The following is a 20,023-nucleotide window of genomic DNA, read 5'->3' as shown; positions in this document are numbered from 1 at the left end:
TCGTCCGGGTCCGAGCGGCCGGCGTTCAGGGACGCCATGCCTCGATCGGGTTGCCGAGCCAGCGGGTGTCGTCCGGGACGGACTCCGCGGCCATCACGAGCGACGCGGGACCCAGGGTCGTACGGGCCCCGATCGTGCTGCCGGGCAGCACGATCCCGCCAGGGCCCAGCGTGGCACCCTCACGGAGGACCACAGTATCCGTCCGCAAGATCCGGTCGTGGAAGAGGTGAGTCTGGAGCACGCACCCCCGGTTGACCGTGGCCGCGTCCTCCAGCGTCACCAGGTCCGCCTCGGGCAGCCAGTGGCTCTCCACCCACACGCCCCGGCCGATGCGCGCACCGAGCCCGCGCAGCCACGCCGACAGCACCGGCGTACCCGGCACCGAACCCGCCAGCCACGGCACCGCCACCACCTCGACGAAGGTGTCCGCCAGCTCGTTGCGCCACACGAAACCGCTCCACAGCGGGTGCTCCCCGCGCCGGTGCCGCCCCACCAGCAGCCACTTCGCGACGATCGACAGCAGCGCCGCCGCCCCGCCCGCCCCGAGCAGCACCGGGCCGGACAGCAGGGGGGCCCACACCCCCAGCGCGCACAGCGCGGCCACCGTCAGCACCGCGAGACCGGCCGAGCAGAACACCGGCACGATCCTGCACACCTCCACCAGCGCACGCGCCCACAGCAGCCGCGCCGGCGGCTCGTAGGTGCGGCTGCTGTCGCCGCCGGCCGCCGCGCGCGGCAGCCTCACCGGCGGCAGCCCCAGGTAGGAACCGCCCTTCTTCGCCTTCTTCGGCGTCGCCGACAGCACCCCGACGAGCCCGCCGTCCGGCACGCTCCGCCCCGGCGCGGTCATCCCCGAGTTCCCGAGGAACGCCCGCCGCCCGATCTCCGCGCGCCCGATCCGCATCCAGCCGCCCCCCAGCTCGTACGGCGCGGTCAGCGTGTCGTCGGCCAGGAACGCGCCCTCGCCGACCGTGGTCAGACTGGGCAGCGCGAGGACGGTCGACACCTCGGCGCCCTTGCCGATCCGCATCCCGAGCAGCCGCAGCCACACCGGCGTCGCCAGCCCCGCGTACAGCGGGAAGAGCGTCTCGCGCGAGCGGTCCATCAGCTGGGTGACCGTCCAGGCCTGCCAGCCGATCCGCCCGTGCGTGGGGTGCGTGCCCTCCCGCAGCCCCAGGCTCAGCAGCCGCACGGCGACCAGGAGCAGCAGCGCGTACGTCAGCCCGTAGGCGAGCGTGGCCGGGACCAGCGCCAGCGCGGCACCCCGCAGCGGGGCGTCCGGCGACACGAGGGCGTACGCCACGAGCAGCGCGGCCCCGGCCGCCGGCACCGGCAGCAGCGTCAGCCCCGCCCCCGAGGCCCCGTACAGCGCCCGCCACAGCCGGCTCCGGGCCGGCCGCTCCTCGGGCCAGTTGCGCTTGGCCTTGCCGAGCTTGACCGCGGGCGCGCCCGCCCAGCGCTGCCCGGTCGGCACCTGGCCGACGACGGCCGAACCCGGCGCCACCTCGGCCCGCTTGCCGACCCGCGCCCCCGGGAACAGGACGCTGCGCGTGCCGACGACGGCGTGCGCACCGACCCTGACCGACCCGATCTCCAGCCGGTCGCCGTCCAGCCACCATCCGGAGAGGTCCACCTCGGACTCGACGGCCGCGCCCCGGCCCAGCCTGAGCAGGCCGGTGACCGGCGGCAGCGCGTGCAGGTCCACGTCCGGACCGATCCGCGCCCCGAGGGCGCGGGCGTACCGCTGCAGCCAGGAACCGGTCAGCGAGGTCGCCCCGCTGAACTCGACCAGCCGCTCGGCGGCCCACAGCCGCAGGTGCACCCCGCCGCCCCGCGGATGACGGCCCGGCGCCACCCCCCGCAGCAGCAGCCGCGCCCCGCCCGCGCCGAGCGCGAGCCGGCCGGGCGGACTGAAGAACAGCAGCGCGCCCGCGACCACCAGCCACCAGGGCGCGGTCGGCAGCCACCCGTACGCGGGCAGGACGTTGCCCGCGGCGGCCAGGACCAGCGTCCAGCGCAGCCCCAGCAGCGTGAACAGCGGCAGGAGCAGCAGCACCTGCACCAGCTGCGCGCGTCGCGGCACCGGGGCGACGGTGCGCCGGGAGCCGTCGCCCTGCGCGGACTCCTCCAGGTACCGGGCCAGCTTGCGCAGCGTCGGCCGCTGGTAGACGTCGACCACGGCGACGCTCGGGTACCGGGTCCGCAGCCGCGTCGTCAGCTGCGCGGCGGCCAGACTGCCGCCGCCGATCGCGAAGAAGTCGTCACGGGCGCCGCCCACGGGGACGCCGAGGACCGCCGTCCACTGCTCGGCGAGCCAGGCCTCGGTGCCGTGGAGCCGTTCGGCCGGCCCGTCCGTCTCCAGGCCCTCCAGCGGCCACGGCAGCGCGGCCCGGTCGACCTTGCCCGACGTCCGGGTCGGCAGGTCGGCCACCGGCGCGAGCAGCGGCACCAGCGCGGCGGGCAGCTCGGCGCGGAGCCGGTCCACGGCCGCGGCCCGGTCCCAGCCGTCCTGCACGACGACGTACCCGACGAGGAGCTGGTTGCCGCCGCGCGCGGTGCGCACGGCGGCGGCCGCGCCCGCGACCCCGGGCAGCGCCTGCAGCGCCGCGTCGACCTCGCCCAGCTCGATCCGCCGCCCGCCGAGCTTGATCTGCTCGTCGGCCCGCCCGAGGAAGACCAGCCCCTCCGGCTCCGCCCTCACCAGGTCGCCGCTGCGGTACGCCCGCTCCCAGCCCAGCGACTCCAGCGGCGCGTACTTCTCCGCGTCCTTCCCGGCGTCGAGGTACCGGGCGAGCCCGACGCCGCCGATCACCAGCTGCCCGCTGCCGCCCATCGGCACGGGCTCACCGGCCTCGTCCACGACGGCCAGCTCCCAGCCGCGCAGCGGCAGCCCGATCCGGACCGGCCCCGTGCCGCCCATCAGCGCCGCGCAGGCCACCACGGTCGCCTCGGTCGGCCCGTACGTGTTCCACACCTCGCGCCCCTCGGTCACCAGCCGCTGCGCCAGCTCGGGCGGACAGGCCTCACCGCCGAAGATCAGCAGGCGGACGTCGTTGAGGGTCTCCGGCTCCCAGAGCGCGGCGAGCGTGGGGACGGTCGAGACGACGGTGATCTCCTGCTCCACCAGCCAGGGACCGAGGTCGGCACCGCTCCTGACCTGCGCGCGCGGCACCGGCACCAGGCACGCGCCGTACCGCCAGGCCAGCCACATCTCCTCGCAGGAGGCGTCGAAGGCGACGGACAGCCCCGCCATCACCCGGTCGCCCGGCCCGATCGGCTCGTCGGTGAGGAACAGCGCGGCCTCGGCGTCCACGAACGCGGCGGCACCGCGGTGGCTGACGGCGACGCCCTTGGGCTTCCCGGTGGAGCCGGAGGTGAAGATGATCCACGCGTCGTGGCCGGCGCCCGGCCGCGCGGCCGGCGCCCCGGAGCGGCCGTGCACGGTCAGCTCGTGCCCGGCGCCGACGACCGCCCCGACCCCGGCCTCCCCGAACACCAGCTCGGCCCGCTCGTCGGGGTCCTCGGCGTCCACGGGAACGTAGGCCGCCCCGGCGGCGAGCACGGCGAGGATCGCGACGTACAGGTCGTTCGTCCCCGACGGCACCCGGATCCCCACCCGGTCGCCGAGACCGACCCCGCCGCCGACCAGCCGGCGGCGCAGCCGCTCGACCTCGACGGCCAGCTCGCGGTAGGTCAGCGTGGTGCCGCCGTCGTCCAGGGCCGGCTCGTCGGGGTACGAGCGCACGGACGCGTCGAGGATGTCGACGAGGGTGCGGGGGGAGGCGGCGGGACCGCCCGAGAAACGTGCGGTGTCGCCGAGCTGTCCGCGGATCTCTTCGTCGAGCAGGCCGAGAGCGCTGCTCTCGTCTGTGGCTGCCATCAGGTCCTCGCGTCTCGTTCCCGGAGCCCTCCGGGGCGCTGGCGGGCCCGCAGGTCTGCCTGGGGTTGTCCGGCGCCAGCCCGTAACAAGCCGGAAATTTTAGTACGACGCTAGGCTCGCCCCTTTCCGGCGGCCAGCCGGAACGGCCGAACGGCGTCGTCCGGGGGACTGCGGGAATGCCGTGACCTGGTGATCTTCGAACCGGGGAGAGATGCCCCACACCGACGAACGAGGGCCCCGACCATCAGGTCGGGGCCCTCGCCCATCTCACGTGTCCGAGGGGGGACTTGAACCCCCACGCCCGATAAAGGGCACTAGCACCTCAAGCTAGCGCGTCTGCCATTCCGCCACCCGGACAAGGTGTCTTTCGCGCGGGTTCCCCCGCGGCGACGTCGTAAACATTACCAGGCTTTCCGGGGTGCCCGATCACGGCCCGTCCGCCGCTCGCCTGCGCCTCCGTCGACGGTCCGCCCCGTCCGGCGCGTCCGCCGCATCCGGCGTGAACGGGGTGTGACGGGCCGGGACCGGTCTTGGGCGGGGCGGCCGGGGAGGGGGAGGATGAGGGGAACCACCAGCAGTGACAGCGGGAGGAACCAGCGTGAGCGCGACGGACGACACGGCCAGGGGCGTCACCGGCGAGGACGAGGTCGTGGACCTCTGCCGCGAGCTGATCCGGTTCGACACCAGCAACTACGGCGACCACTCGGGTCCGGGCGAGCGCGAGGCGGCCGAGTACGTCGCCGGGAAGCTCGCCGAGGTCGGGCTCGAACCGAAGATCTACGAGTCCCACCCGGGGCGCGCCTCCACCGTGGCCCGCATCGAGGGCACGGATCCCTCCCGGCCCGCGCTCCTCATCCACGGCCACCTCGACGTCGTCCCCGCCAACGCGGCCGACTGGACCCACGACCCCTTCTCCGGGGAGGTCGCCGAGGGGTGCGTGTGGGGCCGGGGCGCGGTCGACATGAAGGACATGGACGCCATGACCCTGGCGGTCGTCCGCGACCGGCTGCGTTCCGGGCGCAGGCCGCCGCGCGACATCGTCCTCGCCTTCCTCGCCGACGAGGAGGCGGGCGGCACCTACGGCGCCCGGCACCTCGTCGACCGCCACCCGGACCTCTTCGAGGGCGTCACCGAGGCGATCAGCGAGGTGGGCGGCTTCTCCTTCACGGTCAGCGAGGAGCGCCGGCTCTACCTGATCCAGACGGCCGAGAAGGGCATGCACTGGATGAAGCTGAGGGTGGCCGGCACCGCCGGGCACGGCTCGATGATCCACCGGGACAACGCGATCACGGAGCTGTCCGAGGCCGTGGCCCGGCTCGGCCGCCACACCTTCCCGGTGCGGGTCACCAAGACCACCCGGGCCTTCCTGGACGAACTGGGCGACGCGCTGGGCACCCCGCTGGACCCGGAGGACATGGAGTCCACCCTCGCCCGGCTCGGCGGCATCGCCAAGCTGATCGGCGCGACCCTGAGGAACACCGCCAACCCCACCCAGCTGAACGCCGGCTACAAGGTCAACGTCATCCCCGGCGAGGCCACCGCCCACGTCGACGGGCGCTTCCTGCCGGGCCACGAGGAGGAGTTCCTCGCCGACCTCGACCGGATCCTCGGCCCGAAGGTGCGCCGTGAGGACGTCCACTCCGACAAGGCCGTGGAGACCTCCTTCGACGGGCCGCTCGTGGAGGCCATGCAGTCCGCGCTGCTCGCCGAGGACCCCACCGCCAAGGCGATCCCCTACATGCTCTCCGGCGGCACCGACGCCAAGTCCTTCGACGACCTCGGCATCCGCGGCTTCGGCTTCGCCCCGCTGAAGCTGCCGCCGGAGCTGGACTTCGCCGGCATGTTCCACGGCGTCGACGAGCGCGTGCCGGTGGACGGTCTCCGGTTCGGCGTCCGCGTGCTCGACCGCTTCATCGACGCCTCCTGAACGGCACCCCTCCTATTCGGCAGCGTGTGCGGGAACGACTGGAAAGAGTGAATGCGACGATAAGCACGTAGCCCCATTACCTCCTCCTCGTTACTGCTGGTGCGACCCGTTACTGGGGATCGCATTGCCAACAAGGAGGAATAATGCTCAAGAAGGTCGTTGCTGCTGCGGCTGCCACCGGTGGTCTGGTTCTCGCGGGCGCGGGCATGGCCGTCGCCGATTCGGGTGCCCAGGGTGCCGCCGTGCACTCCCCGGGTGTCGCTTCCGGCAACGTGATCCAGGTGCCCGTCCACGTCCCCGTGAACGTCTGCGGCAACACGATCTCGGTGATCGGGCTGCTGAACCCCGCCTTCGGCAACGTCTGCATCAACAAGTGACGTCGACCCGCTGAGGGGTCGTCCACGCCGTCGGCCCCGGAGCGCACGCCATGCGCTCCGGGGCCGACCGGTCTTTTCTCCTGCCATTCGTGCGAAATCCGAATGACATGAGAAAAGAAAGCCGAAGAAGTCGTAGCACCCGGACGTCTCGCGAAGCTGGAAGGATGCGAGCGATTCGGGACGAGAGCGAAAGCAGGGATTCAGGAATGCGACAGGTCACCCGCAAAAGTCTCATGACCGTGGCGGCGGCGACGGGGGTGATCGCCGCCGCCGGAGGGTACGCCCACGCCGACTCCGGCGCGAGCGGCTACGCCTCCGACTCACCCGGCGTCCTGTCCGGCAACAACGTCCAGGCGCCGGTGCACGTGCCGGTCAACGTCTGCGGCAACACCGTCGACGTCGTCGGGATCCTCAACCCGGCGGTCGGCAACTCCTGTGCCAACCGCAGCACGGGCCACGACGGCGGCAAGAGCGGCGGCGGCAGCCACGCCGGGCAGGGCGGCAGCCAGGCCGGGCACGGCGGCTCCGGCTCGCACGCCGGTTCCGGCGGCCACGGCGGCCACGGCGGCCCGGGCGGCCACGGCGGTTCCGGTTCGCACGCCGGCCCGGGCGGTGCGCAGGCGGGCGGTCACACCGCCGGTTCGCCCGGCGTCGGTTCCGGCAACAACGTCCAGGCGCCGGTCGACGTGCCGGTCAACGCGTGCGGCAACACCATCGACGTCGTCGGGATCCTCAACCCGGCCATGGGCAACACCTGCGTCAACGACAGCGGCCCCGGCCGTGACTACGGCACGCCTCCCGGCGGCGAGGAGGAGACGCCCGGCACACCTCCCGGCGGGGAGCCGACCGGCCCCGGCGAGCCCGGCCACCCCCAGGACGAGAGCACCCCCGCCAAGCCGGGGCACGTGACCCCGGCCGGACACTCCTCCGTCCACTCCCCGCAGCTCGCGCAGACCGGCAGCGGACTGCCGCTGGGCCTCGCGCTCCCGGCCGGCGCCGGCGCGCTGCTCGCGGGCGCGGTCCTCTACCGCAAGGCCCGCGCCGCGGCCTGACGGTTTTCGGCACCGCACAACGGAGCGGGCCCCGCCTCGGCGGGGCCCGCTCCGTTTCCGTCATCTTCGGCTCACCACGTGGCGCGTACCTGACGGATGATCCGCCGGCGCAGCCGCACGCGGCGACTGCCGTCCCGCAGCAGGCTCAGACGGTCCAACTCCCAGTGTCCGTACTCCGCATGGTCGGTCAGCAAACGTGTCGCGTCCTTGCGGGAGACCCCGCGCGGTACGTACACGTCGACAAATTCGTATTCCGGCATCGCATCCATTGTGCGGGTTGGGGCCCGGTACGGATAGCGTCTGCACTATGTCTGATGCTGCGCAGCCCACCGCTGCCGAGGTACGCGCCGCCGCCGAGGCGGTCAAGACCGCGCTCGACCGCCACCTTGCGGCGGTCGAACGCCGGACGGGTGAGGACGACCCGGCCGTCTACGAGGCGTTCAACGAGCTGGCCGCTGCCGCGGAGGCGTACGACGAACTGCTCTACGACCGTTACGACGAGGTCACCCCCTTCGAGATCCCCGGCGCCGAGGACTCGCTGCCGCCCTACGCGGGACCCGAGGAGCCCAACGCCCTGAGCGTCCTGATCCGCCGCGACTACGCGGTGGTGGAACCGCAACGGCTGCTGGCACAGGCCCAGCGGGTCGAGGCGGCCGAGTTCGAGGACGGCACGGACGCGGAGGCCTCCGGGACCGTCCACGGCGCGCTGGGCCTGCTCTTCGGCGAGTTCGAACCCGACGAGATCGCCTCCCGGCACAAGGAGTTCGGCCTGGAGGAGGGCGACTCCACCCTGTGGGTGCTGGCCGCCGACGAGCCCGCCGAGCCGGGCGAATGGCTGGAGACGCCCTTCGAGCAGCCGGACCCGCAGCAGGTGGTGTGCCGCTTCGACGTCAGCTCGGTCTTCGACGACGACGTCGAGGACGAAGAGGATGAGGGCGACGTAGACGACGAGGACGACGACGAGGCAGGGGAAGAGGGGGATCCGGAGCCCCTGGACGCCGGGCGGGCCGGCCGCTAGCGGAGCGGCCGTGGTCACGGCGGGGAGCGATTCCCCGCCGTGACCACCCCGACCGCCGTGACCACCCCGACCGCTGTGGCCGCCGCCGTGCGCGTCCCCGCGACCGTCAGTCCGCCGCCGGAACCTGGGGGCGCAGCAGGGCCGGCAGCCGGGTCGTGCGGGGCTTCGCCGTGACCCCGGCGACCGCTCCGGGCAGCGCCTGCTCGACCCCGTGCACCACGGACAGGTGGCGCTCCGCCCGGCCGAAGGCCGTGTAGACCCAGGGGCGGGACAGGACCTGCGCGGCGTCACCGGGCAGCACCACGACCGCCGCCGGCCACCGGCTCCCCACCGCCTGGTGCGCCGTGAGCGCCCATCCGTGCCGGACGGAGTGCTCCACCCGCTCCTTCGGTACGACCACGGCGGCACCGGCGCAGGCCAGGTGCAGCCCCTCCGCGTCGGCCGTCACCACCCGGCCCGTCACCGTACGGCCCGGGACGGGGGAGTAGGCGATCAGGTCGCCGGGGTCGAAGCCGCCGAAGCGGCCGGGACCGGGGTTGAGGCGGTCCTTCAGCGCCGCGTTCAGCGCGCGGGTGCCGGCCGCGCCGCCGTGGCCCGGGGTGATGACCACCGTCTCCCCGGCGGCGACGCCGAAGGCCCGCGGCACGGAGTCCGAGACGAGCTGCACCGTCCGGTGCACGGCCTCGCCGGCGTCCCGCACCGGCACGATCACGATCTCCTTGCCGGGCGCCTCGACCTGGTTCAGCTCGCCGACGCCGACTCCGGAGACCAGCTCGCCGAGCGGCCCCGGATCCGGGATGCGGGAGGCGACCTGCGGGCACACCCGGGCGGCGAGGAGGTCGGCGAAGACCCGGCCCGGCCCGGCCGACCAGAGCAGCGCGGGGTCGCCGCTGAGCACCAGCCGGGCGCCGTCCGGGAGCGACTCCACGACCATCGCGGCGGTCTCCACGTCCAGCTGCGGCGCGTCCAGCACGATCAGCAGGTCCAGGGCGAAGGCGCCCTCGGCGTCCCGGCCGGGACCCTCGGCGCCGGACAGCAGGCCGGGAAGGGTGACGACGGAGCCGTCCCCCTCGCCTCCCTCGCCCGCCTCGTCCCCTTGGTCCGCCGCGTCCAGGTGTGCCGCCAGCCGGCGCCGTCCGTCCGGTGTGTGGCAGGCGGCGACCGCGCGCACTCCCAGGGACCGGGCGGCGGCGAGCAGGGCGGCCGGTTCGGCGCGCGCCGCCTCGCCGCCGGTGTGCACGACGAGGCCGTGCCCGGCGACCGCGCGGATCAGCTCGGCCGTGCTGCCGGACGCCCGGGCGGCGGCGGACTCCCACGATGCCGAGGTCTCCTCGGCCGGGGCGTTGGCCAGGCGGGCCAGACCGTCGGCGAGGCTCTCCTCCGCGAGCGCGTACCGCTCGAGACCGACGAGGACCCGGACCGGACCGGTCTCCTCCTCGCTGTCCTCGCCGTCCCCGCCGTCCCCGCCGTTCTCGGATTCCCGGTTCGCGGCCACCGGGGCCGGGGCGGTGCCGGGCTCCTCCAGGGCGTCCTGGAAGACGAGGGCCTCGCCCTCGGCGAGGGTGCTCTGCACGGCCGCGTCCGCGTCCGGGACGCCCTGCCGGGCGAGCGCCGCCGTCAGCGTCGGCAGCTCCAGGGCGGTGTGCCCGGCCAGGGCCGCCTGTTCCAGCAGCCAGACGGTCACCGCCCGGCCCCGCCGCTCGTCGCCCGGGGCGCACTCCGCGCCGAGCCGCGCCCGCGCGAAGCCGTCCGCCTGCTCGGGCCGCACGCCGGGGACGCGCAGCAACTGCCAGGGGTCCTCGCCCAGGGACTCCGCGGCCCCCTCGCCCAGAGCCGCCGCGACCTGCGGCGCCAGTGCCTCGGGAGCACCGCCGGCGGCCAGTACACGCCGTACGGCCTCCACGGTGTCCGGCGCCGGCGCGGTGGCGACGGGAGCCGCGGCCACCGGCTGCGGGCTCCGCACGGGCTCCGGGGCGGCGGGGCGCGGGGCGGGCTCCGGATCGGCGAACACGGTGGCGGCGGGCTTCTCCCCGCTCTCCACGGCCCGCACGGCCGCCAGGAGGTCGGCGGCCTTGCCGCTCAGCTTGGTCCCGGCGGGGACGGGACCCCGCTTCTCCGCCTTGCGCCGCTCGATCCGCTCGCGCTCCAGCTTCTGGGCGGCGAGTTCCGCCTCGGCCTCGGACGGCTTCCGGGCGGGCTCCTCGGCCGCGGACCCGGGCTCCGTCCCCCCGTCGCCGGCCGGGGGCGCCGCGGAGCCGGACTGCGATGGGCCCTCGGCGGGCGGTGCGTCGTCCGGGGTGCCCGGCCCGGTGTTCTCCGCGGTGCTGGGGGGCTCCGGCTCCGTGCTCACAGCGTGCTCCAGTCGTGATCGGGATAGCGGTGCACGGGCGCCGACACGTCGTCGAGCGCCCGGCAGATCTCGTCAGGAAGACTAAGCGCCTCCACCGACAACGCGGCCGTGAGCTGCCGCGCGTTGCGCGCGCCGACGATCGGGGCGGCCACTCCGGGCCGGTCGCGGACCCAGGCGAGGGCGACCTGCTGGGGGCTCACCGCGAGCCCGTCCGCCGCGGTCGCCACGGCGTCCACGATGCGGCTCGCGGCGTCGTCGAGATAGGGCTCGACGAACGGCGCGAAGTGGCCGGAGGCGGCGCGGGAGTCCGGCGGCAGGGCGTCGCCGCGGTACTTGCCGGTGAGGACGCCCCGGCCGACCGGTGAGGAGGGCAGCAGTCCGATGCCCAGGTCCAGCGCGGCCGGCAGCACCTCGCGCTCCACACCGCGCTGCAGCAGGGAGTACTCCATCTGCGTGCTGGCCAGCCGGGTGCGCGTACCCGGTGCCGCGAGCTGCCAGGTGGCGGCCTTGGCGAGCTGCCAGCCGCAGAAGTTGGAGACGCCGGCATAGCGGGCGCGACCGCTGGCGACCGCGATGTCGAGGGCCTGGAGGGTCTCCTCCAGCGGGGTGCCGGGGTCGAAGGCGTGCACGTGCCACACGTCGACGTGGTCCGTGCCGAGCCGGGTGAGCGAGGCGTCCAGGGCCGCGAGGAGATGACCGCGGGAGCCGTCGACACGCCGGTCCGGGTCGGGCACGCTGCCGGCCTTCGTCGAGATGATCAGGTCCCGGCGCGGTATCAGGCCCTCCATGATCCGCCCCAGCACGTACTCGGCCTCCCCGTCGCCGTACACGTCCGCCGTGTCGACGAGGGTGCCGCCCGCCTCCCAGAACGTCTTCAAGAGGTCCGCCGCGTCGTGCTCGTCGGTGTCACGGCCCCAGGTCAGGGTGCCGAGCCCGATGCGGGACACGCGCAGGCCGGTGCGACCGAGATGCCTCTGCTCCATGGACGCCGAGATTACTGGCCGGAACCGGACCGCGGGTCGCCTGTGGACGACGGAATCCCGGGCGGGCCGGGACCGGTTCGGGCAGGCCGGAACCTCCTGCGGGCCGCCGCGACCCTCGCCACACCACCCTCCCTCCGGGCCGTCCCGCGCGCTACTGTCTCCGCGACAGCGTCGTTACTGATCAGTAAGGGGAATCGGCCATGCAGCTCGGGATCAACCTCGGCTACTGGGGTGCCGGAATGGACGGGGACAACCTGGCCGTGGCACAGGAGGCCGACCGGCTGGGGTACGCGGTCTGCTGGGCCGCGGAGGCCTACGGCTCGGACGCCGCCACCGTGCTCAGCTGGGTCGCCGCCCAGACCGAACGCATCGACGTCGGCTCGGCCATCTTCCAGATCCCGGCCCGCCAGCCGGCGATGACCGCGATGACCGCCGCCACCCTCGACTCGCTGTCCGGCGGCCGCTTCCGCCTCGGCCTCGGCGTCTCGGGCCCGCAGGTCTCCGAAGGCTGGTACGGCGTCAAGTTCGACAAGCCGCTGTCCCGCACGCGCGAGTACGTCGAGATCGTCCGCAAGGCGATGACGCGCGAGCGGCTGTCGTACGAGGGCGAGCACTGGACGCTGCCGCTGCCGGGCGGCCCCGGCAAGCCGATCAAGCTGACCGTGCACCCGGAGCGCGAGCACATCCCGCTGTACATCGCCGCGATCGGCCCGAAGAACCTGGAGCAGACCGGCGAGATCGCCGACGGCGCCCTGCTGATCTTCCCGTCCGCCGACCACATCGAGGACACCGCGATCAAGCACCTGCGCGCGGGGCGCGAGAAGGCCGGCAAGACGCTGGACGGCTTCGACGTCTGCCCGACGCTGCCGCTGGCCGTCGGCGCCGACGGCGACGTCGAGCGGCTCGCCGACACCTTCCGGCCCTACACCGCGCTCTACGTCGGCGGAATGGGCAGCCGCAAGCAGAACTTCTACAACCAGCTCGCCCGGCGCATGGGCTACGAGCAGGCCGCCGACGAGATCCAGGACAAGTACCTCTCCGGGGACAAGCAGGGCGCCGCGGCGGCCGTTCCGCACGAGCTGATCGACCGGACCACGCTGCTGGGCTCCAAGGAGCGCATCGCCGACCGGATGAAGGCCTACGCGGCGGCCGGCGTCACCACCCTCACCCTCGCCCCCGCCGGCTTCACGCTCGACGAGCGGCTCGCCTCGCTGCGGGCGGGGGCCGAGGCACTGGAGCTGGCCGGACTGGCGTAGCACGGGCCGGGCCCGACCCCGCCGGCACGGCGAGGGGGAAGTCAGCGGCCGTGGTGGGGGCTCGGGGGTCTTCCCCGCCACGGCCGTCACGGGGAACAACGCCCCGCGCAGCGCGCGGTTACGCCCTCGGCGCGAGCTTCTCGGGTCATCCGTTCGGCGCAGTCGTCCCGGCACAGCTGTTGCGACACCCCTCTGCCCGCACTTGACTCGTTCTTTGCGGGACCCGCGGAATCCCGGGACGCAGAGAGGTGCCCCACGATGCTTTCGGCCAAGAGCCTGTTCCAGGAGATCCTGGACGACGACGAGTCCTTCCGGCTGTTCTGTTCCATCGCCGCGAGCGGGGAGTCGCAGGGCGGCTGGGAGAACGCCCGGATCGCCGCGCTCGTCCCGCCGGACCAGCGCGACCTCGCCCCCAAGATCGCGCGGCACGGCGCCGACGAGGACAAGCACGGGCGGATCTTCGACGCCCTGCTGAAGAAGCGCGGCCTCCAGCCCGTCCCCGTCCCGCCCGACGCCGACTACACGATGCTCCTGGAGCGCGCCGGCATCGGCCTCGCCCACGACAGGCTCAGGGCCGACCAGCCGCTGACCGTGCAGGACGTCGTCACCTACCTCGCCCACAGCCGGGTCACCGAGCAGCGCGCCTCCGAGCAGATGGAGCTGCTGCGCAAGCACTTCGCCGACCACCCCGACATCGGCCGCGCGGTGCGGATGATCTCCCACGACGAGGACAACCACCTCGCCTACTGCCACGAGGAGCTGCTGCGCCTCGCGCGCGCGGGGCACGGCCGCGCGATCCAGCGCACCCTGCGCGAGTGCGCGCTCACGGAGATCCGCGTCCACCGCGACGTCAGCCTCGCGGTGATGTCCCACATGGGCCGCATCCTCGGCTGGTCCCGGCCCAAGGCGGCCCTCCTCGCCGCCGGCGTCCACGCCGTGTATGCGGGGGAGCGCCTGGCGGGCTGGCACCGCATGGTCAGCCTGACCATGCCCGAACGGCGTGACACCCTGGGCGGCCCGGCCACCCCGGCCCCCGAGTTCGCCTGAGCGAGGCGCCGCAGTCCGCCCGAGCGACGGGCCGCCACGCGCGTGACGCCCGAACCGCGCGGCGCGGCGCCCGCACGGGGAGCCCGCGCCGCCGTAAGCGCACGCGGCGCCAGACCGTACGGCACGCGGCGCCCGACCGTACGGCACCCGCGCACGGTGCTCGCCCACAGCACCCGCGCACGGATGCTCCGCCCCCTACAGCCACCCCCGCCGCTTGAACGTCCGGTACAGGACCACCTCCAGCGCGGCCATGATCGCGATCACCGCCGGATACGACCAGGTCCAGCGCAGTTCCGGCATGTGCTCGAAGTTCATGCCGTAGATGCCCGCGATCATGGTGGGGATCGCGGCCATGGCCGCCCACGCGGAGATCTTCCGCATGTCGTCGTTCTGCCGGACGCTCATCTGCGCCAGGTGCGCCGAGAGGATGTCCGACACGAGCCGGTCCAGGCTCTCCACGGACTCGTTCACGCGCGCGAGGTGGTCGCTGACATCCCGGAAGAAGGGCCGTGCCTCGTCGTTCACGAACGGCAGGCCCGTCCCGGACAGGCCCGCCCCGGACCCCCCGGTGCCGGCCAGCCGGGACACCGGGGGCGCCAGCGGGACCGTGGCCCGGCGGAACTCCAGGACCTGCCGCTTGAAGGTGTAGATCCGGGAGGCCGTGTTCCGGGACCCGCCGCCGTCCGGCGAGAACACCTCCGTCTCCAGCTCCTCCAGGTCGGTCTGCAACTCCGTCGCCACGTCCAGGTAGTGGTCGACGGTGGCGTCGGCTATCGCGTAGACCACCGCCGTCGGTCCCTTCGCCAGCATCTCCGGCTCGTGCTCCAGCCGCCGCCGTACCGCGGCGAGGGGCGCGCCCTCGCCGTGCCGGACGGTCAGCACGAAGGAGTCGCCGAGGAAGACCATGACCTCCCCGGAGGAGACCGCGTCGCTCTCCGGCTCGTACACCACCGGCTTCAGCACCAGGAACAGCGAGTCGTCGTACACCTCCAGCTTGGGCCGCTGGTGGGCCTTGAGGGCGTCCTCCACCGCCAGCGGGTGCAGCGCGAACTCCTGGGTGACCTGGGCGAACTCCTTCTCGGTGGGCTCGTGCAGCCCGATCCAGACGAAGCCGCCCGCGGCCCGCGCGTCGTCCAGCGCGTCGGAGAAGTCCTGCGGGCCCTCGGTCCGGCGCCCGTCCCGGTAGATGGCGCAGTCGACGATCACGAAGTGCTTTCTCCCTTCCGCGGTTCCCTGTGCCCCCAGGAGTACCCCTACCCTGGGCGGCATGCCCACGCTGATCCTGGTCCGGCACGGACGGTCCACCGCCAACACCTCCGGAGTGCTCGCCGGCTGGACGCCCGGCGTCGCCCTCGACGAGCGCGGCGCCGCACAGGCCGCCGCGCTGCCGGCCAGGCTCGAGGGCCTGCCGATCGCCGAGGTCGTCGCCAGCCCGCTGCAACGCTGCCAGGAGACGGTCCGGCCCCTGCTCGACGCCCGCCCCGGCCTGCCCCTCCACTCCGACGAGCGGATCGGGGAGGCCCACTACGGCGACTGGTCCGGACGCAAGCTCGCGGAGCTGACGGACGACCCGCTGATGGAGGTCGTCCAGGCGCACCCCTCCGCGGCCGCCTTCCCCGGCGGCGAGTCCATGCGGGCCATGCAGACCCGCGCCGCCGAGGCCGTACGGGAGTGGAACGCGCGCGTGGAGCGCGACCACGGCCCCGACGCCGTCTACCTCATGTGCTCGCACGGCGACATCATCAAATCGCTCGTCGCGGACGCGCTGGGGCTGCACCTCGACCTCTTCCAGCGCATCTCCGTCGAACCCTGTTCCGTCACGGTGATCCGCTACACCCGCCTGCGGCCCTTCCTCGTGCGCCTCGGCGACACCGGGGACTTCGCCTCCCTCGTGCCGCGCGAGGAGCCCCCGCGGCAGGACGCCACGGTCGGGGGTGATGCGGGCGCACCGTGATCGTCGGCCGCAGTAGGGTGAAGCGGTCCGCATACGCGCGCGTTCACGCATGGACGTTCCGTACCCACGATCCCCATGGAGAACAGGACGTGTCCCGTCAGGTGTTCCTCTACGACCCCCCGGACCGCTTCGTGGCCGGTACGGTCGGACTGCCCGGGCGCCGTACCTTCTTCCTCCAGGCCACGGCCGGCTCCCGGGTGACCAGCGTGGCCCTGGAGAAGACCCAGGTCGCCGCGCTCGCCGAGCGCATGGACGAGCTGCTGGACGAGGTCGTACGCCGTAGCGGCGGAAGTGCCGCGGTGCCCGCCGTCGCCCCCGCCGAAGTGGCCGACTCGGGCCCCCTCGACACCCCCGTCGAGGAGGAGTTCCGGGTCGGCACGATGGCCCTCGCCTGGGACGGCGAGGAGCAGCGCATGATCGTCGAGGCGCAGGCCCTGGTGGAACTCGACGCCGAGACCGACGAGGACCTCGCCGAGGCCGAGGAGCGGCTGCTCCAGGACGAGGAGAACGGACCCCCGATGCTGCGGGTCCGCCTCACCGGCGCGCAGGCCAGGGCCTTCGCCAAGCGTGCTCTCGACGTCGTCAACGCCGGCCGGCCGCCGTGCCCGCTGTGCAGTCTGCCGCTCGACCCGGAAGGACACGTATGTCCGCGCCAGAACGGATACCGCCGCGGGGCGTGACGACCACCGGCCGGTCCGACGCCGACCTGCTCGCGCGAGGCGAGCTGACCGTGCGCGGCCGCATCCGGGAGGCGTCCAACGCGGCCCTGTACTGCACCGTCACGCACGAGGGCCGCGAGGCGGCCTGCGTCTACAAACCGGTCGCCGGCGAGAGGCCCCTGTGGGACTTCCCCGACGGCACCCTCGCCCGACGGGAGGTCGCCGCGTACGCGGTCTCCGAGGCCACCGGCTGGGGGCTCGTCCCGCCGACCGTGCTGCGCGACGGGCCGTACGGCGAGGGCATGTGCCAGCTGTGGATCGAGGTGTCCCCGCAGGCCGAACTGCTCGCCCTGGTCGACGCCGAGGAGCCCGAGCCGGGCTGGCGGGCGATCGGCTTCGCCGAGACCGGCGAGGGGCGGACCGCGCTGCTGGTGCACGCCGACGACGAGCGGCTGCGCCGGCTCGCCGTCCTCGACGCGGTCATCAACAACGCCGACCGCAAGGGCGGCCACCTGCTGCCCACCGCGGACGGGCGGCTCTACGGCATCGACCACGGCGTCACCTTCAACGCCGAGGACAAGCTGCGCACCCTCCTGTGGGGGTGGGCGGGGGAGCCCCTGACCGGGGAGGCCGTCGAGGTGCTCCAGGGCCTCCGGGGCGCCCTGGAGGCGGGCGGGACGCTGGCGGCCACCCTGGCCGCGCTCGTCACCCCGGCCGAGGTCGACGCCACGCGCGCGCGTGTCGGAGCGCTGCTGGAGTCCGGCAGGCACCCCGAGCCCGGCGGCGACTGGCCGGCCATCCCCTGGCCACCGGTCTAGCGCGGGCCGGCCGACCCGACCCGACCCGGCCCGGTCCTGGACCGGGTCGGGTCGGCCCGGCCTCATCCGGTCCGGCCGCCCGGCCTGCTTCCGCCCGGTCCTGTCCCATCCGGCTTGGTTCCGGCTCGGTCCGGCTCCAGCGGGCCCGGGCCCGCTCCGCCCGGTCCGGTCCCGCCCGGCCCGCCCCGGTCCTGCCCTCCGGGACCGGGCCCGTGCCGCGACGGCCGACCCCAGCACGCGGGACGGAGCCGCGCAAGAGTGCCTTCCCGGTCATCCGGCCCGCTCCGGTTCGTACCCGGCGGATCCCTCCGGTTAGGCTCATGACATGCATGCCTGGCCCGCTTCCGAGGTCCCCGCCCTGCCTGGTCAGGGCCGCGACCTGAGGATCCACGACACCGCGACCGGCGGCCTCGTCACCCTCGACCCCGGTCCCGTCGCCCGTATCTACGTCTGCGGTATCACGCCGTACGACGCGACCCACATGGGTCACGCGGCGACCTACAACGCGTTCGACCTGGTTCAGCGCGTGTGGCTCGACACCAAGCGGCAGGTCCACTACGTCCAGAACGTCACCGACGTCGACGATCCGCTCCTGGAGCGCGCGCAGCGGGACGGCCTCGACTGGGTCGCCCTCGCCGAGAAGGAGACGGCCCTCTTCCGCGAGGACATGACGGCCCTGCGGATGCTGCCGCCGCGGCACTACATCGGCGCCGTCGAGGCCATACCCGGCATCGTCCCGCTCGTCGAGCGGCTGCGGGAGCTCGGTGCCGCCTACGAACTCGAGGGGGACGTCTACTTCTCCGTCGGGTCCGACCCGAACTTCGGCAAGGTCTCCGGCCTGGACGCCGCCGCCATGCGGCTGCTGTCCGCCGAGCGCGGCGGGGACCCGGACCGGCCGGGCAAGAAGAACCCGCTCGACCCGATGCTGTGGATGGCGGCCCGCGAGGGCGAGCCCAGCTGGGACGGCGGCTCACTGGGCCGCGGCCGGCCGGGCTGGCACATCGAGTGCGTCGCCATCGCCCTGGACCACCTCGGCATGGGCTTCGACGTGCAGGGCGGCGGCTCCGACCTCGCCTTCCCGCACCACGAGATGGGCGCCTCGCACGCCCAGGTGCTCACCGGCGAGTTCCCCATGGCCAAGGCGTACGTCCACGCGGGCATGGTCGCGCTGGACGGCGAGAAGATGTCCAAGTCCAAGGGCAACCTCGTCTTCGTCTCGAAGCTGCGCCGGGACGGCGTCGACCCCGCCGCGATCCGGCTCACCCTCCTCGCCCACCACTACCGGGCCGACTGGGAGTGGACCGACCAGGTCCTCCAGGACGCCGTGGACCGGCTCGGGCGCTGGCGCGCCGCCGTCTCCCGGCCCGACGGTCCGCCGGCCGAGGCCCTGGTGGACGAGATCCGCGCGGCCCTGGCGAACGACCTGGACGCCCCGGCCGCGCTGGCCGCCGTCGACGGCTGGGCCGCACTCCAGCAGGAGCGGGGCGGCACGGACATGGGTGCGCCCGGCGTGGTGTCGCGGGCGGTGGACGCGCTGCTGGGCGTGGCGCTGTAGGCCTCCGCCGGACGGGCACGGCCGGGGCGCCTCCCCTGCACGAGGAGGCGCCCCGGCCGTGTGCCCGGCTCCGGACGATTCGTCGTACGGGGGAGTGCGGGCGTCGTCACCGTTCCGCCGGCCGTGAGCGGCCGATCCGCTCAGTCCTCCGACGGATCGTCCTCGTCGGCGCCGTCCCCGCTCGGCTTCGGCGGCTTCGGGGGCCGTGTCCGCTCCCCGGGGCCGGGCGGCCCGCCGCCGTCCCGGCGCCGCAGGTACCGCTCGAACTCCCGGGCGATCGCCTCCCCCGAGGCCTCCGGCAGCTCCGCGGTGTCCCGGGCCTCCTCCAGCGTCTGGACGTACTCCGCGACCTCGCTGTCCTCGGCGGCCAGTTGGTCCACCCCCACCTGCCAGGCGCGCGCGTCCTCGGGCAGTTCACCCAGCGGGATGCGCACGTCGATCAGGTCCTCCAGCCGGTTGAGGAGGGCGAGCGTGGCCTTCGGGTTCGGCGGCTGCGACACGTAGTGCGGTACGGCGGCCCAGAGACTGACGGCCGGTACGCCCGCGTGCGCGCACGCCTCCTGGAGGACGCCGACGATGCCCGTGGGGCCCTCGTACTTCGTCTCCTCCAGGTCCATGCGCCGGGCCAGGTCCGCGTCGGACGTGGTCCCGCTGATCGGCACCGGACGGGTGTGCGGGGTGTCGCCCAGCAGGGCGCCCAGGACGACGACCAGTTCCACGCCCAGCTCGTGCGCGAAGCCGAGCAGCTCGTTGCAGAACGAGCGCCAGCGCATGGACGGTTCGATGCCGCGCACGAGCACCAGGTCGCGCGGCTTCTCGCCGCCGACGCGCACCACCGACAACCTTGTCGTCGGCCACGTGATCTTGCGCACGCCGGCGTCCATCCACACCGTGGGCCGGTTCACCTGGAAGTCGTAGTAGTCCTCGGCGTCCAGCGCCGCGAACACCTCGCCCTTCCACTCCCGTTCCAGATGCGCGACCGCGGTGGAAGCCGCGTCGCCGGCATCGTTCCAGCCCTCGAACGCGGCCACCATGACCGGGTCGATCAGCTCGGGAACCCCCTCGAGCTCGATCACCCAGCGCCTCCTTCCGACGTGCCCTCGCCTGACCACCCAACCTTACGGCGTCCGACGGGGGCGCCCGCAGC

The 20,023-nt window shown here is 74.1% G+C and carries 16 protein-coding genes and 1 tRNA gene; 10 read left to right on the top strand and 7 right to left on the bottom strand.

Going from position 1 to position 20,023, the window contains the following annotated elements; translation table 11 throughout:
• Positions 1-25: 25 nt before the first annotated feature.
• Both ACF09K_RS30450 and ACF09K_RS30445 read right to left on the bottom strand, forming a co-directional pair.
• A complete protein-coding gene (locus ACF09K_RS30450) occupies positions 26-3,880 on the bottom strand; it encodes a Pls/PosA family non-ribosomal peptide synthetase (protein ID WP_392248537.1) in 3,855 nt (1,284 codons plus the stop codon).
• Positions 3,881-4,152: 272 nt separating this feature from the next.
• A tRNA-Leu gene (locus tag ACF09K_RS30445) sits at positions 4,153-4,237 on the bottom strand.
• 241 nt (positions 4,238-4,478) lie between these two features.
• Here ACF09K_RS30445 and ACF09K_RS30440 point away from each other — a divergent pair.
• The 3 genes from ACF09K_RS30440 to ACF09K_RS30430 all read left to right on the top strand — a co-directional run bounded on the left by ACF09K_RS30440 (position 4,479) and on the right by ACF09K_RS30430 (position 7,236).
• The gene (locus ACF09K_RS30440; protein ID WP_392248536.1) at positions 4,479-5,807 is read left to right on the top strand and encodes a M20/M25/M40 family metallo-hydrolase; all 1,329 of its coding nucleotides are present in this window, start codon (positions 4,479-4,481) and stop codon (positions 5,805-5,807) included.
• Positions 5,808-5,950: 143 nt separating this feature from the next.
• Positions 5,951-6,184, top strand: a complete 234-nt coding sequence (gene chpH / locus ACF09K_RS30435; protein WP_363089246.1) for a chaplin ChpH — start codon at positions 5,951-5,953, stop codon at positions 6,182-6,184.
• Positions 6,185-6,390: 206 nt separating this feature from the next.
• Positions 6,391-7,236, top strand: a complete 846-nt coding sequence (locus ACF09K_RS30430) for a chaplin (RefSeq protein ID WP_392248535.1) — start codon at positions 6,391-6,393, stop codon at positions 7,234-7,236.
• Positions 7,237-7,307: 71 nt separating this feature from the next.
• Here ACF09K_RS30430 and ACF09K_RS30425 read toward each other — a convergent pair whose 3' ends face one another.
• Positions 7,308-7,496: a DUF5703 family protein gene (locus tag ACF09K_RS30425; protein ID WP_005485166.1), complete on the bottom strand. Its 189-nt coding sequence runs from the start codon at positions 7,494-7,496 to the stop codon at positions 7,308-7,310.
• Between the two features lie 47 nt (positions 7,497-7,543).
• Between ACF09K_RS30425 and ACF09K_RS30420 the strand changes: the two genes are divergently transcribed.
• Positions 7,544-8,254, top strand: a complete 711-nt coding sequence (locus ACF09K_RS30420) for a hypothetical protein (protein ID WP_392248534.1) — start codon at positions 7,544-7,546, stop codon at positions 8,252-8,254.
• A gap of 106 nt (positions 8,255-8,360) precedes the next feature.
• Here the strand turns inward: ACF09K_RS30420 and ACF09K_RS30415 are convergent, their stop codons facing one another.
• Positions 8,361-10,604, bottom strand: a complete 2,244-nt coding sequence (locus ACF09K_RS30415) for a helix-hairpin-helix domain-containing protein (protein ID WP_392248533.1) — start codon at positions 10,602-10,604, stop codon at positions 8,361-8,363.
• Positions 10,601-11,587 (bottom strand): aldo/keto reductase, encoded by a 987-nt coding sequence (locus ACF09K_RS30410; protein WP_392248532.1) that lies wholly within the window; start codon positions 11,585-11,587, stop codon positions 10,601-10,603. Before ACF09K_RS30410 ends, ACF09K_RS30415 begins: the two co-directional genes overlap by 4 nt.
• Positions 11,588-11,787: 200 nt before the next feature.
• On the opposite strand from ACF09K_RS30410, the gene ACF09K_RS30405 reads away from it, so the two are divergent.
• Together ACF09K_RS30405 and ACF09K_RS30400 are read left to right on the top strand one after the other, a co-directional pair.
• The gene (locus ACF09K_RS30405; protein WP_382786079.1) at positions 11,788-12,843 is read left to right on the top strand and encodes an LLM class F420-dependent oxidoreductase; all 1,056 of its coding nucleotides are present in this window, start codon (positions 11,788-11,790) and stop codon (positions 12,841-12,843) included.
• 258 nt (positions 12,844-13,101) lie between these two features.
• The gene (locus ACF09K_RS30400) at positions 13,102-13,890 is read left to right on the top strand and encodes a ferritin-like domain-containing protein (RefSeq protein ID WP_392248531.1); all 789 of its coding nucleotides are present in this window, start codon (positions 13,102-13,104) and stop codon (positions 13,888-13,890) included.
• A gap of 195 nt (positions 13,891-14,085) precedes the next feature.
• Here the strand turns inward: ACF09K_RS30400 and corA are convergent, their stop codons facing one another.
• On the bottom strand, positions 14,086-15,096 hold the full coding sequence (gene corA, locus ACF09K_RS30395; RefSeq protein WP_392248530.1) for a magnesium/cobalt transporter CorA: 1,011 nt from the start codon (positions 15,094-15,096) through the stop codon (positions 14,086-14,088).
• 61 nt (positions 15,097-15,157) lie between these two features.
• On the opposite strand from corA, the gene ACF09K_RS30390 reads away from it, so the two are divergent.
• From ACF09K_RS30390 to mshC, 4 genes are all read left to right on the top strand, one after another.
• On the top strand, positions 15,158-15,844 hold the full coding sequence (locus ACF09K_RS30390; RefSeq protein ID WP_382786073.1) for a histidine phosphatase family protein: 687 nt from the start codon (positions 15,158-15,160) through the stop codon (positions 15,842-15,844).
• Positions 15,845-15,933: 89 nt separating this feature from the next.
• A complete protein-coding gene (locus tag ACF09K_RS30385) occupies positions 15,934-16,524 on the top strand; it encodes a DUF3090 domain-containing protein (RefSeq protein WP_392248529.1) in 591 nt (196 codons plus the stop codon).
• Positions 16,488-17,321 (top strand): SCO1664 family protein, encoded by an 834-nt coding sequence (locus ACF09K_RS30380; protein ID WP_392248528.1) that lies wholly within the window; start codon positions 16,488-16,490, stop codon positions 17,319-17,321. Before ACF09K_RS30385 ends, ACF09K_RS30380 begins: the two co-directional genes overlap by 37 nt.
• 325 nt (positions 17,322-17,646) lie before the next feature.
• Entirely contained in the window at positions 17,647-18,876 is a 1,230-nt protein-coding gene (mshC, locus tag ACF09K_RS30375; RefSeq protein WP_392248527.1) for a cysteine--1-D-myo-inosityl 2-amino-2-deoxy-alpha-D-glucopyranoside ligase, read from the top strand.
• 140 nt (positions 18,877-19,016) lie between these two features.
• Here mshC and ACF09K_RS30370 read toward each other — a convergent pair whose 3' ends face one another.
• A complete protein-coding gene (locus ACF09K_RS30370) occupies positions 19,017-19,952 on the bottom strand; it encodes a PAC2 family protein (RefSeq protein WP_392248526.1) in 936 nt (311 codons plus the stop codon).
• Between the last annotated feature and the right edge of the window lie 71 nt (positions 19,953-20,023).

This window comes from Streptomyces sp. NPDC014882 (assembly GCF_043081325.1).
Classification (GTDB): domain Bacteria; phylum Actinomycetota; class Actinomycetes; order Streptomycetales; family Streptomycetaceae; genus Streptomyces.
This window is presented reverse-complemented; position numbering and strand designations above follow the sequence as displayed.